Origin of the sequence: Bacillus sp. LBA3-1-1.1 (genome assembly GCF_040676495.1) — a bacterium.
GTDB lineage: Bacteria > Bacillota > Bacilli > Bacillales > Bacillaceae_G > Bacillus_A > Bacillus_A nitratireducens.
This window is the reverse complement of record NZ_JBEGIB010000004.1, coordinates 20792-35597: the sequence shown is the minus strand read 5'-3', so window position 1 is coordinate 35597 and position 14806 is coordinate 20792. Positions and strand designations below refer to the sequence as shown.

At 36.6% G+C, this 14806-nt stretch carries 16 protein-coding genes; 4 read left to right on the top strand and 12 right to left on the bottom strand.

Annotated features, from left to right (window positions below; translation table 11 throughout):
• Positions 1-12 precede the first annotated feature (12 nt).
• Together MRBLBA3_RS04795 and MRBLBA3_RS04790 are read left to right on the top strand one after the other, a co-directional pair.
• Complete coding sequence (locus tag MRBLBA3_RS04795) at positions 13-1572, top strand: SagB family peptide dehydrogenase (RefSeq protein ID WP_363379977.1); 1560 nt, start codon at positions 13-15, stop codon at positions 1570-1572.
• Positions 1573-1664: 92 nt separating this feature from the next.
• Entirely contained in the window at positions 1665-2255 is a 591-nt protein-coding gene (locus MRBLBA3_RS04790) for a class I SAM-dependent methyltransferase (protein WP_363379974.1), read from the top strand.
• 31 nt (positions 2256-2286) lie between these two features.
• Here the strand turns inward: MRBLBA3_RS04790 and MRBLBA3_RS04785 are convergent, their stop codons facing one another.
• From MRBLBA3_RS04785 to MRBLBA3_RS04775, 3 genes are all read right to left on the bottom strand, one after another.
• A complete protein-coding gene (locus tag MRBLBA3_RS04785; protein WP_212089679.1) occupies positions 2287-2697 on the bottom strand; it encodes a DUF3908 family protein in 411 nt (136 codons plus the stop codon).
• Positions 2698-2965: 268 nt separating this feature from the next.
• Positions 2966-3415 carry a GNAT family N-acetyltransferase gene (locus MRBLBA3_RS04780; protein ID WP_363380164.1) on the bottom strand — a complete coding sequence of 150 codons (450 nt, stop codon included), beginning with the start codon at positions 3413-3415 and terminating at the stop codon, positions 2966-2968.
• Positions 3416-3555: 140 nt separating this feature from the next.
• A complete protein-coding gene (locus MRBLBA3_RS04775) occupies positions 3556-4890 on the bottom strand; it encodes an FAD-dependent oxidoreductase (protein WP_363379971.1) in 1335 nt (444 codons plus the stop codon).
• A 198-nt stretch (positions 4891-5088) separates the two neighbouring features.
• Between MRBLBA3_RS04775 and MRBLBA3_RS04770 the strand changes: the two genes are divergently transcribed.
• Positions 5089-5517, top strand: a complete 429-nt coding sequence (locus MRBLBA3_RS04770; protein ID WP_363379968.1) for a hypothetical protein — start codon at positions 5089-5091, stop codon at positions 5515-5517.
• A gap of 40 nt (positions 5518-5557) precedes the next feature.
• Here the strand turns inward: MRBLBA3_RS04770 and MRBLBA3_RS04765 are convergent, their stop codons facing one another.
• Positions 5558-6793, bottom strand: coding sequence for a TcaA 3rd/4th domain-containing protein (locus MRBLBA3_RS04765; protein ID WP_363379965.1), 1236 nt, complete (start codon positions 6791-6793; stop codon positions 5558-5560).
• Between the two features lie 19 nt (positions 6794-6812).
• Positions 6813-7595 (bottom strand): zinc ribbon domain-containing protein, encoded by a 783-nt coding sequence (locus tag MRBLBA3_RS04760; RefSeq protein ID WP_363379962.1) that lies wholly within the window; start codon positions 7593-7595, stop codon positions 6813-6815.
• A 195-nt stretch (positions 7596-7790) separates the two neighbouring features.
• Between MRBLBA3_RS04760 and MRBLBA3_RS04755 the strand changes: the two genes are divergently transcribed.
• Positions 7791-8624: a hypothetical protein gene (locus MRBLBA3_RS04755; protein WP_363379959.1), complete on the top strand. Its 834-nt coding sequence runs from the start codon at positions 7791-7793 to the stop codon at positions 8622-8624.
• A 14-nt stretch (positions 8625-8638) separates the two neighbouring features.
• Here MRBLBA3_RS04755 and MRBLBA3_RS04750 read toward each other — a convergent pair whose 3' ends face one another.
• The 7 genes from MRBLBA3_RS04750 to trpC form a co-directional block, all read right to left on the bottom strand.
• A complete protein-coding gene (locus MRBLBA3_RS04750; protein ID WP_363379956.1) occupies positions 8639-9322 on the bottom strand; it encodes a YukJ family protein in 684 nt (227 codons plus the stop codon).
• A gap of 91 nt (positions 9323-9413) precedes the next feature.
• Complete coding sequence (locus tag MRBLBA3_RS04745) at positions 9414-10913, bottom strand: L-lactate permease (protein ID WP_363379953.1); 1500 nt, start codon at positions 10911-10913, stop codon at positions 9414-9416.
• Positions 10914-11029: 116 nt separating this feature from the next.
• Positions 11030-11389: a DUF4029 domain-containing protein gene (locus tag MRBLBA3_RS04740; protein ID WP_044741003.1), complete on the bottom strand. Its 360-nt coding sequence runs from the start codon at positions 11387-11389 to the stop codon at positions 11030-11032.
• 74 nt (positions 11390-11463) lie between these two features.
• Positions 11464-12240, bottom strand: a complete 777-nt coding sequence (gene trpA, locus MRBLBA3_RS04735) for a tryptophan synthase subunit alpha (protein WP_363379950.1) — start codon at positions 12238-12240, stop codon at positions 11464-11466.
• 3 nt (positions 12241-12243) lie between these two features.
• Positions 12244-13437 carry a tryptophan synthase subunit beta gene (gene trpB / locus MRBLBA3_RS04730; RefSeq protein WP_363379949.1) on the bottom strand — a complete coding sequence of 398 codons (1194 nt, stop codon included), beginning with the start codon at positions 13435-13437 and terminating at the stop codon, positions 12244-12246.
• Positions 13434-14048: a phosphoribosylanthranilate isomerase gene (locus tag MRBLBA3_RS04725; RefSeq protein WP_363379947.1), complete on the bottom strand. Its 615-nt coding sequence runs from the start codon at positions 14046-14048 to the stop codon at positions 13434-13436. The genes trpB and MRBLBA3_RS04725 overlap by 4 nt, the downstream gene beginning before the upstream one ends.
• The gene (trpC, locus tag MRBLBA3_RS04720) at positions 14045-14806 is read right to left on the bottom strand and encodes an indole-3-glycerol phosphate synthase TrpC (protein WP_363379945.1); all 762 of its coding nucleotides are present in this window, start codon (positions 14804-14806) and stop codon (positions 14045-14047) included. The genes MRBLBA3_RS04725 and trpC overlap by 4 nt, the downstream gene beginning before the upstream one ends.

Here is a 14806-nt window from a genome sequence, read left to right as displayed (position 1 = left end):
GGAGGGGATTTCATGCAGCTGGATGCTTTTTTACATCATCTCCATTTTTCTATTGATGAAATTATGCCGAATCATGAGGTAGACTGGGAAGATGCACCGCTTCCTTATAAATTATATCGAAATTTACCAGTCATCCCTCTCTCTTTAGAAATCCCATTAACTTTGCGGAACTCTTCTACTAAACCTAACTTAGAGGAAATCGGACATTACCTTTGGTACTCATTTGGTTTAACACAATTATGTCAACCTACTACTAGCCTAGAAAATAATAAAACAACGACTCTATTTCGAAGATTCATCCCTTCTGGGGGTGCTTTATATCCAAATGAATTATATATATATTTAAGAATTGATCATTATCCAGACGGCATTTACCATTATGACGCCGCGCATCACCGTCTTATCTTACTTCGTGAGGGAAATTTCGATTCTTATCTTACAGAAGCACTCGGCAATCGTTGTAACATACATTCTTGTTTTGGCGCAGTATTCGTATCCACTATGTTTTGGAAAAACTTCTTTAAATACAATAACTTTTCATACCGGCTTCAAGGGTTAGATAGTGGTGTTCTAATCGGGCAATTACTTGAATGTGCAAAACAATTCGGTTACACAAATGGAGTATATTTTCAGTTTCTAGACCGAGCAATGAATCATTTACTTGGACTGTCTGAAGGCGAGGAAAATGTGTATGGTGTTATTCCTCTAAGTACAGAACCGCATAAAGATTGGTTTCATAATGATTACCGTGAAAATACAACTGTTACTTCTCATGACTTGTTGCAGCAAATCCCGCCTTTAACACATGAGCATTTCGTTCGCTCAAAGCATGTAGATGAATATCCGATGATAACAAAAGTTAACGCAGCTTCTATGATTGAATCGACAGAACACTTCCAAACATTAACTCAAGAAAATCGACAGCAATACAGTGCACACGCTGTACAGCTACCTAAAGTGGAACGGTTATCCTATGATTTCTTACATCTTTGTAAAAAGCGATATTCACCTGATGCTGACTTTACTTTAACAAAATGGGATACTCGTTCACTTGCTACTTTATTACAAGAAGCGAGCCTCGCCTTCCCTTATTACAACGATCTTGATGGCAATTCTTTAAATGAACACGCACGTGTCTCATTATATGGATGTTTTTATAACGTAAAAGGTATTGAAAACGGTGCTTACGCTTATAACAGTAAATCGCATTCCATACAGCCAATACGGTATGGAGATCTTCGTTATTCCCTTCAATCAAGTATGACGATGGATAACGTAAATCTTTTTCAAGTACCACTTTGTCTACATGTAATCGGAAATAAAGATTACTATAAAAGTAAATTAGGTTATAGAGGATATCGAATTCATCAAATGGAAGCCGGCATGCTCGTTCATAAACTCGTTTTAGCTGCGACTGATATGGGAATGGGTGGCCACCCTTTACTTAGTTTTGATACAAATTCATGCGATCAATTGTACGGAATAGACGGCGGCAATGAAACGTCTCTCATTCAAATTCCGGTTGGGGCGTATCGAGCGCGTAATTGGTTGAAGGGGTATTTGTATAATTAGAAGCACGCCGGTTGATGGCGTGCTTTTTTTAGAGGAGTTAAATTATTAAAAGCGAAATGAGTATATATTCTTACATGAAAGGAGCGTTTAAATTGGGCATTTTACAACGTTTAATCAAACAAGCGAAAAATCCTCGTGGGACAATCGGTTCCTCAATGCTTTGTATTATGAACTCTGCACATACGAGACTAACAAATTGGGCTTTACAAAAAATACATATACGTGAAGATGCAGTTATTTTAGATATTGGTTGTGGGGGTGGTAAAACAATACATACGCTTTCGAGACTAACTCCGTTTGGTAAAATATATGGAATTGATTACTCCGATCAAGCTGTGAAAGATTCTATACATACGAATATGAAAGATGTACAAACACAAAAAGTAACTGTTCAAAAAGCAAGCGTCTCTTCTATTCCACATCATGCGAATTGCTTCGATCTCATTACCGCCTTTCAAACCCACTACTTCTGGCCTGACGTTAAACACGATATAAAAGAAGTATTTCGCATATTAAAACCGAATGGATTCTTTTTATTAGTGGCCGAAACTTTCAAAATTCAATATCATATGGATGAATTTAAGACAACAGAAGAATTAGTAAACCTTTTTTATAAGACGGGATTTAAAAGTGTAAAATGTTATGAAGAAAGAGGTTGCCTTTGTGTAATAGGAAACAAGTAAAAAAGCAGACCTTTCAAGGCCTGCTTTTTCACTAGATTAATTTAAAGATACTCTTAATTTGTCTTGCAAATAACCAATTTTTCGTACCGTAGTTATCATTTAGACTGTCTAAATCGATAGATTGTCCGTTAGCAAACTTTAATTCTAACGTTGTATTTTTGTCATTTGTTTTTAAATTACTATTTGTAATGGCATCATACTTTAATTTTTCAATCTCAATATATTCGTCTTTTTCTTGTCCGATAACAACATGATCTTGGAAGAAGAACAATACTTCTACTTTCTTACCGAAACAAAATACATTTTTCGTATAAATTAATGTCGCGTTATCAAGTCCGACACATACTTCTTTCATCTCTTCAACAACGTTTCCTAAGTCTTCTTCGTTTCTTGCATTTGATTCAGCAATCCATTCTTCGATTGTTTTCATGTTAATTGCCATGTTGTACCCCCTGGTTCGTTCATTGCTTTATTAAAAAATAAATACTATATGACAATATAAGCTATACGTACTATGTTTTCAAGGGTGAACGGTATATTCAAAATAAAGTGAAACTTTAATCAGCCCTCACCAATCGGGCATTTATGGGCAGCACGACTCCCATCTAACTTCTTTGCTCCAGCCGAATTTTGAGGTGGGAGTCTTACTGCCCGGCAAATAGCGGGATAAAGTTAAATTTCAAAGTAATATATCAGGGGCACCTATTTCATTATATTTTAAACGTCTGAACGAGGCATTCTTCATCATCAATTAGCTGTGTTCGCTCGTCAAATTCAATTTTCAGCTCTCTATATACTTTCTTCCAAAAAGAAACAGCCGGTATATTTTTTGTAAGTTCAATAACGAAATATTGTCCTCGTTTCTCTTCTAGTAAATTTTCAATAACCTTCTTTCCGATTTCTTTTCCCTTATATTGATTCAATATGAAAATATCATTAATACTAAAGTCGTTTTCTTTCTTCAAAAATGGGCGTTCCAATAGTAATAAAAATCCTACAATACTATGATCAACTTTTATAAAATACGGAGTGATTCCGTCATTTTTCCAAAACATGTCTAAATCTTCGTATTCAAAAAAACCATCCGCTCCAATCGTTATATTAGTCGTAAATTTAGAGAGGTCATGAAGATATAGTGAATATAAGTTACGTAAAATCATTTTTTCTGATTCTTGAACTTTTTGAAGTGCCACAACCGTTTTTAAAGATCCCCTTCCTTACATGTAACCCTTTCCCCATCTTTATTATTCGATTAAAAAGATTACTCCCCTTTAACGAAAAAATAGCACTTAAAAAAGTGCTATTCCGCTCTCCTTGCTGCTTGTTGAATTGGATCCCAAACGCTGTTATATGGTGGTGCGTAACTTAAGTCGACATCTTCTAAATCGTGAATACTCATTTTATTGAAGAGTGCCATTGCGATAACATCAATACGTTTATCTACGCCCTCTTCTCCAATTACTTGACCGCCTAACAATTGTTTCGTATCGGCGTGATATAGTAATTTCAAGTAAAGTGGTTTGGCACTTGGGTAATAACCTGCCATATTTGTTGAATCTACTTTGACCGTTTTATACGGGATGTTTAGTCCTTTCGCCTCTTTTTCATTTAAGCCTGTTCTTGCGAGCGTCAGATTCATAAATTTAATAATGCCTGTACCTAACGTACCTTTAAATGCTCTTCGTTTATCAACCATATTAAGTCCGGCAAGTCGCCCTTGTTTATTGGCAGTCGTTCCGAGCGGGATATGATCATGAATTTCCTTTATAACATGGTAATGTGTTGCACAATCACCAGCTGCATATACGTCCTGCACATTTGTTTGCATATAAGCATTTACTTCAATTGCCCCTTTATGATTTTTACGTATATTTGTCCCCTCAAGAAAATCAGTATTTGACTGTACACCAACAGATACTAAAACAAGATCTGCTTTATAGGTCCCTTTATCCGTCTCCAGTTGTTCTACTCTTGCTTTTCCTTTAAACGCTTTTACATTCTCATTTGTTAAAATTTCAATATTATGTTTGTCTGCTTCTTTATGTATATATTCCGCCATATCGGCATCATAAATTGTGCCAATATGATCGTTTCGCTCAATCATTCTTACTTTCTTACCAAGTTCTACAAATGTTTCTGCCATCTCTAGACCAATTGCACCGCCGCCAATAATTGTCACATCTTCAACTTTATTCGTTTCAAGTGTACTTAATATGCGCTCAGCGTCCGGAATTGTTTTTAAAAGGTGAACACCTTGTAAATCTTTACCTTCCCAATCCGGCATAACAGGGCGTACACCAGTTGCAATTAATAAACGGTCATATGAAAATTCAAATACATCTTTCGTCTTCGTATGTACTGCATACACAATTTTCTTTTCAGTATCTACTTTCGTTACTTCATGACGCACTTTCGCATCAATTCCATATTTATCACGAAACGTCTTTACATCGCGTGCAATTAACTTTTCAGTAGAGGCGATAACACCGCTAATCACATACGGTAATCCGCACTGAGCGTATGAATAGATTTCACCTTTTTCTAACGTTACAACATTTGCAGTTTCATCATTTCTAACAATTTGCATCGCTGCACTCATACCAGCTGCATCCCCACCAATAATGACATAGTTCACTTTACCACTCCTTCTTTTTACATACTCTTTACGATTTCCATATTTTATAGAAATAACACCTACTTAAATTGTAAAGAAAAAGAATTTAATCTACAAATTTGGTGCACAAAACTATGCTTTAATAGGTAACCGTCGTGTCTTATAAACCAGAAATTTAATATGCTATAACAGTTACTATTGAAAGTAGGTGAAACATACATGTGTGCCGGCCTTCTCGCCCAGCTTCCAGAGGAACCACTAGAACCGAAACCCGCCGTGTCACTTGACCAAGAATTTTCCATTAACGCAACATTATACAGCGCTCGTGCTTGGTTATCTAACGACGAGACTTTCGCACAAACTATTTGGAAAGGCTCTCGCTTCGCTTCAGCATCACACGCTGGCAAGTCCATCTTACCAATCGGTACTGTTAAAATTTTGAACTTATCTGATGATACAATAACAGTTACTGCATCATCAGAATCAGATGATGCCCTCAAAATAGTCGTACCGCCTCATTCTGAAGGTGTTTTAACATCTAGTGCATTATCTGATGTGCAAGCTAGTACATCAGGAGGAGCAAGTAAAGTCACATTCCTCTTTCACATCTTTTTCTCCAGGGATCCTGGTCCCGCTAAACAACCATAGAAAAGGTACAGTAATATACACTGTACCTTTTTCATGCACTCTATTCTCTTGATTTAATCAGTTCAACATTATAAGATTCAATATTAGTTAACACTCCTGTAAAATACGGATTTTCTCTGTACCAAGACTGTTTTGAAAAATAAGCTTGCATATCTTTCGTTTGAAACATATGTCCATGCCTTGCATATATTTCATTTCTAGCAATTTTCAACTGTTCTTTCGATAAATATGTTAAGTCCGCACTCGTTAATTTTCGAATATCACTATCAGGGAAGATGAAACCATTATATACATAATGAGTAGTAGGCGGCGGATTAACATTGTAAACAACTGTTTTTTCTACACTTTTCTTTTGAAATGGAAGATTATAAGCCGAAAGTGCCGTTACCGTTTCTACCTTTGTCGTTTCCCTTCCGTTTTCTCCATTTCGTTCTAAATAAATCGCCGCACTTCCATCAGTCGCTACCGGTCCCCACGTAATTTCTTCTCCGGTCAACGCTGTAACCGGCTTTTGATTCACATATAATGTTGCACCAGGCGCATTCGTTTGAACTGTAATATATTGCCCTTGCAACGTTAAATCTACCGTTACATTATTTTGACTTTGTTTTATAAGTACAACCTTTTCCTCTCTTGATAGTTTTACATAGTCATTTTTATATTCCGCTTGAAACACTTGAGCCCCTGGAAGAAACGGTCCATATTGCTTCTCAAACTTTTTATCATTTGTCTTATCAATTTCTTTTCCGTTCATTTTTAATAATGTACCTTTTTCATTTGTAAGCAAAGTCGTATAATACGTCTTCGCTTTCAATTTATACCGATCAAATATAAAGAAATACTTCCCGTCTTTCGTTAAAGAAAAATCTGCTCTCTCTATTCCATCCCCTTGTTTTTCACCTTGCCTCAAATATTCTTTCAATTCATTCACGTAAGATGGATTTTCGTTTATATATGAAAATAGAGGCGTTACACTCTCTCTCGTGATAATAACGGCTGGATCATCTGCCGTGATGATCTCAGCTAATTCCTCCCCGTCCCTCTCTTGTAAAATAGTAATCATTCGGTCTACTTGTGCCGTCTGCTTATAATACGATGATCCATACAAATACAATCCAACAATTACTATAACAAGTAATGTTAAGAGTGTAATGCCAACTTTTGTACCGCCGCTCATTTTCTTCTTTACTACAAGACTTCCCCTCTTCATCCCGCAGTTTTGGCAAAATTGCACTCCATCTTCATACTGAGCTCCACACTTTGTACATACATTCATCCATTCAACCACCTTTTCGTTAGAAGCCAGTTAATCCCTGTGTAATGGTTTGAATTATCGTGCTAATGTAAGACCAAAGTACAATGAATGTTGCGATTCCAATTAAAACATTTGCGATAATAAGTGTGTAAACAAGATCTAATCCGCCGTTGTCTAATTTTAATATGGCAACGGTTATACTAATCCCTATATAAGTTGTAGCTACAGATAATAATATCGGTAAGAAAAAGATTAATAGGAAACTAAAAAGAAAAGTAAGAACTAATATAGCGATAGCCGGCGTTGCTATCGTTCCCCATACGCCGAATACTTCAAGAAATGAAAAAGAAGATTTCATCATCTTACCACTTACAAAAATAATAAATCCGACAAACAAAGTTAAAATCAATAAAAAGAAAAAGACCGTTACAGCTTCTCCAAAAAATGTAGGAGTAGAAACATCTGGCACTAACGTTCTCGTAACTGCTGCCCCAGCACTCATCAATCTATAAAAAATACATGCTCCTAAAAAACAAATAAGTACAAGGCTTGTAATTCCATTTCGTACTTCAATATTTCCACTTTTCATAACGGCCGATGGTGATTTAAAAGCATTTTTAAAGAACTGAAAATAGCCACTTGCAAATTGTTTTGCTTGCTCTACTGTTTCATTTGGGCGAGTTTCCTTTACTTGTTCCTTGCGCGATAGCTGTCCTTCTTCCTGCCCACCACTCTCTACCACTTCTTCCGTTAACGAATGTCCACAATTCCCGCAAAACTTTGCTTCCGCTGCATTTTCTGTATGACACGCCGGACATTTCATTCTCTCATCCCTCCTTAAGCATATACCTTATAGGGTGTTACAAATTCAATATATGACTTTGGACATAAAACATGACTACAAGAAAAAGAATATGAAATCCTTCTTTTAAACGAAACTATGTGTGCTAGTAATATAGAAAAATAATGTTATTATGAAACAGAGCAAATAACATTTTTAAAAGATTGGATGAAGACAGTGGAATTTGTAAACTCGATTTTTCAAACACTCCTTACAAGCGTGATCCAATTATTTTCTTTAATTGGTGTCGTCATTGTAATTGGATTTATATTAGGTTATTTAGAATCTCTCACACGAACGTATTGGTCGAGAGCTTTTGGTAGGAAAGGCTTCCTTTTAACTGCATGGATCGGCGTTCCTATTCATGAACTTGGACATGCAATTATGTGTGTACTATTTCGTCATAAAATTGTAGCAACACAGTTTTTCCCGACAGATACAAGTCAAGGTGCTTTAGGCTACGTACAACATCAATACAATCAAAAAAGTGTATATCAACGCATTGGGAATTTCTTCATTGGAATTGGCCCTATTATTTCTGGTATTACTGCCTTAATACTTTTAATGCGCTATTTCGTACCAGAGTCATATTCTTTATTTAATACGACTCTCGAAACAACTGTTGCATCGACTTCTATTAACTTAGACATGATCCAAAACATGTTTTTATCAACATTCTTTTTATTAAAAAGCTTGTTTACAATGAGCAATTTATTGACCCCTTCTTTTTGGTTATTTTTATTTATCGCTATTTGTATTTCTGCACATATTGCTTTAAGTAAACCAGACATTAAAGGATCAATAGACGGTGTCATCGTCATGTTTATCATATTATTTTTATTCAATATAATAGCAGGACTTTTTCAGTATGATAGTAACCAACTAATCGGCAAAATGATGAAATATAATATGTATCTCATTGCATTTTCTAGTGTAGCGCTTCTTTTCTCTTGTATTTCTACACTTGTTAGTTTTGGGTTTTATAAAATAAGAAGAGGGCGTTCTTTTTGAACGCCCTCTTCTTATTAATTATTTTTCTTATAATCACAATGCTCAACCGGAACACGAGCATGCCCCTCTTCATCGGTACACCATGATTGCGACTGAAAAGCAAGAAAAATACCAATCCACTCTTCCTTCTTCTCAAAGTGAATCAATATCCCACCGTCTTGCCATATGCCATCATCACCTTGCCATTTCTCTACATTCCCTTGATTCATATGAATATCGTGTATACCGTTTCCAGGTTTAAAGTGGAAATATGAATCAGGCACTGTTTCTTCTGGTCCCCACCTTTCCCCAAACGCGTAAATAATTACTTTTTCCTCTATCGCTCGTTTTATATAACGTTCTATCTTTTCATTTAAATCATTATCAACTCCTGCTCTTTCAGCAGGTAAAGGAATCATTTTCTTTGAGTCAAATAAATTACCTCTTACATAATCTAAGGCCACTTTCGGTTCATTGTTTTTTATTTCTGTAAAACCGAATGGTAATATCGGTAAAATATGAATCGCCTCTGACCAAATATTGTCGCTCGCAAAATATAAAACTTCTGACGGATAACTTTGCGACTTCACGTTAATTGCAATGCGATAATCTACTCCTGCTTCGCCTTGTAAATGAACTTGATAATGAGGTGTTTTCCCTTTTCCAATCTTAGATTGTACAACTGTACCTTTTAATACACCGTAGTTTTTTAAGGGCATCTCTTTCATCTCCTATTCATTTAGTAGAAGCTTTTCATACTTAAGGCATTATCCATATAAAAAGAAAATCCTCCTTTGCCAGGAGGATTTTTTATTTTTTCAACATATACCAAAAAATCACCTCCACCACTACAAGCAACACCGCACCAAAAATCATTAACGTCGTCTTCTTTAATAGTTCATTTTCACGATACGGTATATTACATAAATAAGCACCAAGCGTAATACGTGATGGGCAAGCGATTGTCGCTACTGATGATGCGGTGTTTTGAAGTGTTGTGACGTATTGCCACGGAAGTGCTACGTTTTGTGCTGTTTGCATTTGGAGTTTTATAAACATCGCATTTGATCCTGCGTTACTACCAGTTAAAAAGCCGCCGATTCCGCCAATGAATGGAGCAATGAAAACGAAAAATGTACCAAATGTTTCACCAGCTGTTTTTGCAAGTAATGAATGCATGCCAGATGCCCCCATTAGTTCTGAAATCGCAATGAACATAGTCGTTGTAATTGCGAAAGGAATCCATTGTTTTATCGTTTGCGAGAGTGATTGTTTCATAATATTAGATGGAATGCGGAAGAAAATAATTGTAAACAAACACGTCATGGCGAGCCAAAATCCTGGCGAATATAGTAGCTCTAGTTTGTAAGAGTATGATTTTAAATCGAGAACCGCATATGACCTGAGCAAATCATGTAATGCAGGAACGAGGCGAGATAGTAAAATACAAACTGTTAAGAATATATAAGGGCTAATAATTTTTATAATGGATACTTCCCTCTCCGTAGCCGCCGCATGTTCTGTTAAAAGGTTTTGTTCATTTTTCCCTTTTAATTTTATGATAAGAAAGCCAAATGTAATGGTAACGATAGAACTTAATATCCCTGCTAGTTCAACACTTACGTATGCGTTAGAAAGATAGATTCCGAGAGAAAATAATAGAAAGAAACCAACGCCTTCCTTCCACTTTTCTATAACTGCCTGAAAGCCACCGACAACGTATAAAGAAAGGAAGATAAAGTATGCAAAAATCGGGATGCTTAATAATGCTGTATTTGTGCCAAGAGTTGTGAGCGGCATGTTAATAAGCTGCGAACCGATAATCGTACCCGTTGCCATCGCGCCCCATGAACTTGCAAGTAAACCGATAAACGAGAGCAGTACAGCTTGAAATGGTTTATAGCCTAACGAAAGAAAGATCGGCGCTGCGACCATAAAACCAATACCGAATCCACTTACCGATTCAATAAGTGGACAAATACCAAAACACATTAGAAGCATTTGTAATAATCGATCGCGCGTGACTTGTTCTAGAAATCGTGCTACTTGATCGATGTACCCCATTTTGTTCATGAGGTGAAATAAAAAAATACCGAAAAACAAAACGTATCCGACAATAAAACAAATTAACCACCCTTTAATTGTTGCGTGTACAGTTTCACTTATCCCTAATTGAAACGTTGGCGAGAGTAAAACGATTCCGACAGAAACGGCATAAGAGATTAATGAGGCTCTTAATGACGTTTGTTTAAACAAAAACAAACAAATGAAAATCATCATAATCGGGATAAGTGCCAACAATATGGCCATACTATCATCTCTTTTCATTAAAAATACAATTTTTAACTATTATATAACAGCTGTCATATTTTTCAATTGTTTTTACAACAGATTCAAAAAAGGAGCCGTTTGGCTCCTTTTTTGAATCACTCCCATTTTCTTTTATCCTGAAAAACCGTCTGTTGTCCGATTATTTTTTCTAGCACAACAAACACAATATAAGCACATATTACTTGCAATACAATATTTCCAAATTTCATTAATTCAAATGAATAAATCCCCCGAAATAACTCGTTTAATAACACAATCGAAACGATACTAAATAATTCTATACTAATCGAAAATATACATACTTCTAAAATAGATTGCTCTTGTATTCGATTTAATTGGGAAAAGATGAATACATATCCTAAAAATAGAGCCATCAACTCTATTTTCGTCATGCTAATGAGCCAAGCATATAGTGGTACAGTTAAAAGAAGATATAGTAGTTTACGTCTTAGCATGCCTTCTCACCCTCTGAATTATATGTATTTTCTGTATATTTTAACATTTATTACGCAAAACAAAAAGAAGAGACTTATGCCTCTTCTTTTTGTTTTGCTGCCTGTATTAACTCACATATTTCCTCTAGCTTTTCATTTTCTAACAGCTCAATAACTTTACTTCCAACGACAACGCCATCACATATTGTAATCATTTCTTCTACATGTTCCTTCGTTGAAATACCGAACCCTGCCACTACCGGTAAATGCGTATGTGATTTTACTTTTTCTAAATAACTATGAATCTCATCTTTAAAGTTTTGACGTACTCCCGTTACACCCGCTACTGTAACGGCGTAGACAAATCCCTCTGATTCACTCGTAATTTTTTCAATTCGCTCAATTGGGCTCGTAACAGTAACAAGTGGAATTAAAGCTATATTCGCCTCACGAAGAAGTGGTACAATAATTTCTTGTTCTTCATACGGTAAGTCTGGAACGATTATGCCATCCACACCCGATTCAAGGCAACTCTCAATAAATCGTTCTTTTCCAAATGCGAGTACTGGATTTAAATATGTCATGAGTACAAATGGAATTTGAACTTCTTGCCTCACCTCTATTAATGCCTGAAAAATGCCTTTTACTGTTACACCGCTATCTAATGCTCGTTTCCCTGCTCTTTGAATAGTTGGCCCGTCTGCGACTGGATCTGAGAATGGGATACCAATTTCAATGATGCTTGCTCCTGCTTCATCAAGAAAACGAATTCTTTCTTTTAACTTTTCAAGCCCACCATCTCCGCCCATTACGTACGGAATAAATGCCTTTTCACCATTTTCAAACGCTGCTTTAATTTTCGCTACTCCCATTTTTTACACCTCTTCCATATAACGTTTTATACTCTCTACATCTTTATCACCACGGCCGGATAAACAAATAACAAGTCCTTCGTCTTTCTTCATTTGCGGCGCTAGCTTTAAAGCGTATGCAACAGCATGTGAACTTTCTAATGCCGGGATAATCCCTTCTTTTTTCGTTAATAACTGAAATGCTTCTAACGCTTCTTCATCTGTAATGGAATGATAAGAAACGCGACCAATATCTTTTAGCAAGCTATGTTCTGGTCCAACCCCTGGATAATCTAGTCCCGCCGAAATAGAATGCGCTTCTTGAATTTGTCCTTCTTCATTTTGCAGAAGGTACATCATCGATCCGTGTAAAACACCGACGCTTCCTTTCGTTAAAGTTGCTGCGTGCTTTTCTGTATGAACACCTTTCCCAGCTGCTTCTACGCCGTAAAGGGCAACTTCTTCATCGTGTACGAACGGATAAAACATTCCCATTGCATTACTACCACCGCCGATACAAGCAACGACTGCTTCTGGTAATTTCCCTTCTAATGCTTCGTATTGTTCTTTCGTTTCTTTCCCAATTACACTTTGGAAATCACGAACAATTTGCGGGAATGGATGCGGTCCTAGAACTGATCCCATAATGTAGTGCGTATCGTGCACGTGTGAAACCCAGTAACGAAGCGCCTCGTTCACCGCATCTTTTAATGTGCCGCTACCTGCCGCTACGCTTTCTACCTTTGCTCCGAGTAATTCCATTCGGAACACGTTTAATTTTTGACGTCTCACATCTTCTGCTCCCATAAAGATGACGCATTCTAATCCGAGAAGGGCACATACAGTAGCTGTTGCAACTCCGTGTTGTCCTGCTCCTGTTTCAGCGACAACTTTTTTCTTACCCATTCGTACGGCAAGAAGTGCCTGACCGATTGTATTGTTAATTTTATGTGCGCCTGTATGATTCAAATCTTCACGTTTCAAATAAATTTTTGCACCGCCGCAATACTTCGTCATATTTTCAGCAAAATATAGCGGTGTTTCTCTTCCAACGTACGTTTGTAAATAATGGTTTAATTCCTTTTGAAACTCTTCATCTTGCATCGCTTCTTTATATGCTTCTTCTAATTCTAATACGGACTGCATTAACGTTTCTGGAACGTATCGCCCCCCGTATATACCGTAGTGACCTTTTTCATCTGGATATGCGTAGTTCATTTGGAACACCCCTTCGCTTTTTTAATAAATTGTTTTATTTTCTTTAGATCTTTCTTTCCTTCTGTCTCTACTCCGCTACTTACATCGACCATATATGGCTGAACGGTTTGAATGGCTTCTTCTATATTAATGATGTTTAATCCGCCAGCTAATATCGTTTTCTCTCGCGACTCTTTTGGCATATGTGCAAGTAACTCCCATGAGAATGTCTTTCCATTTCCTCCGTAGAACTTTTCTTTCGGGCTATCAAATAACATATAATCTGTTTCGTATTTTTTCGCATGTTCCATATCTTGCTCTAAAGCTACTCCTACAGCTTTTATAGACGGAATTTTCAATCTTCTAATTTGATGATTGTCTTCATCCCCATGTAGTTGCACATGTGTCAACCCACACTCATCTGCAATTTTCTGGATCACTTCTACTGATTCATTTACGAAAACACCGACCTTTAACACGTTTGTTGGAAGCTCCTGAATGATTTCTTTCGCTAGCCCTGGGGTGATTTTCCGCTTACTTTCTGCAAAAACAAATCCAATTGCATCTGCTCCGTATTCGCACGCACTTTTCGCTGTTTCAACATCAGTAATACCGCAAATTTTCACTTTCATATGTTCATCTTACAGTCTTCGAAAAAGTTACTTATAGAAGATGATGTCATAAGCGCTTCACCAACTAATACACCTTTTGCACCAGCTCGTTTGACGCGAATGATATCTTCTTTTGAATGAATGCCGCTTTCACTAATCCAAAGTACTTTCTCCTCATCCAGTCGTTTTCCGAGCTTTTCAGTTTGGCTTAAATCTACTTCAAATGTTTTTAAATTACGGTTATTAATTCCGATAACGTGCGGATTTAATCGGATTGCAATTTCTAATTCCTGTTCATCATGAACTTCAACAATCGCTTCTAATCCTTTTTCTAGTACGTAGTTATAAAGCTCGTTTAATTTCTCTTTTGACAATACTGCAACGATTAATAAAATAAGATCGGCTCCTGCTTCATACGCTCTATCAATTTGGATTTTATCGATTATAAAATCTTTACATAAAAGCGGAATGTTACTTTCTGCTCTTGCCGTTTGTAAGTCGTGAAACGACCCTTTAAAAAATTGACCTTCTGTTAAAACCGAAACTGCTCCTGCGCCGCATTCTTCATATGTTTTCACTTGTTTTGGCACATCAACGTGTAAATTAATATCGCCTTTTGATGGAGACGCTCGCTTTACCTCTGCAATTACAGTAAACTGCTCTAAAGCTTTTACAAGTGAGTGTGTTTTCCTTTTTTCTTTCACTGGTGAATATGTTTCATATAACTCCGTAACTTCTACTTTCTTTTGCTCTACAATTTTGTCTAAAATCGTCCCCAT

What these genes read in the sequence shown, in the direction of transcription:
- trpB (WP_363379949.1), bottom strand. Translation starts at nt 13,437, where the DNA reads ATGAACTACGCATATCCAGATGAAAAAGGTCACTACGGTATATACGGG.
- MRBLBA3_RS04760 (WP_363379962.1), bottom strand. Translation starts at nt 7,595, where the DNA reads ATGAAATGTCCGGCGTGTCATACAGAAAATGCAGCGGAAGCAAAGTTT.
- trpA (WP_363379950.1), bottom strand. Translation starts at nt 12,240, where the DNA reads ATGGGAGTAGCGAAAATTAAAGCAGCGTTTGAAAATGGTGAAAAGGCA.
- MRBLBA3_RS04750 (WP_363379956.1), bottom strand. Translation starts at nt 9,322, where the DNA reads ATGCCCTTAAAAAACTACGGTGTATTAAAAGGTACAGTTGTACAATCT.
- MRBLBA3_RS04770 (WP_363379968.1), top strand. Translation starts at nt 5,089, where the DNA reads ATGTGTGCCGGCCTTCTCGCCCAGCTTCCAGAGGAACCACTAGAACCG.
- MRBLBA3_RS04740 (WP_044741003.1), bottom strand. Translation starts at nt 11,389, where the DNA reads ATGCTAAGACGTAAACTACTATATCTTCTTTTAACTGTACCACTATAT.
- trpC (WP_363379945.1), bottom strand. Translation starts at nt 14,806, where the DNA reads ATGGGGACGATTTTAGACAAAATTGTAGAGCAAAAGAAAGTAGAAGTT.
- MRBLBA3_RS04745 (WP_363379953.1), bottom strand. Translation starts at nt 10,913, where the DNA reads ATGGCCATATTGTTGGCACTTATCCCGATTATGATGATTTTCATTTGT.
- MRBLBA3_RS04780 (WP_363380164.1), bottom strand. Translation starts at nt 3,415, where the DNA reads ATGATTTTACGTAACTTATATTCACTATATCTTCATGACCTCTCTAAA.
- MRBLBA3_RS04725 (WP_363379947.1), bottom strand. Translation starts at nt 14,048, where the DNA reads ATGAAAGTGAAAATTTGCGGTATTACTGATGTTGAAACAGCGAAAAGT.
- MRBLBA3_RS04795 (WP_363379977.1), top strand. Translation starts at nt 13, where the DNA reads ATGCAGCTGGATGCTTTTTTACATCATCTCCATTTTTCTATTGATGAA.
- MRBLBA3_RS04765 (WP_363379965.1), bottom strand. Translation starts at nt 6,793, where the DNA reads ATGAATGTATGTACAAAGTGTGGAGCTCAGTATGAAGATGGAGTGCAA.
- MRBLBA3_RS04785 (WP_212089679.1), bottom strand. Translation starts at nt 2,697, where the DNA reads ATGGCAATTAACATGAAAACAATCGAAGAATGGATTGCTGAATCAAAT.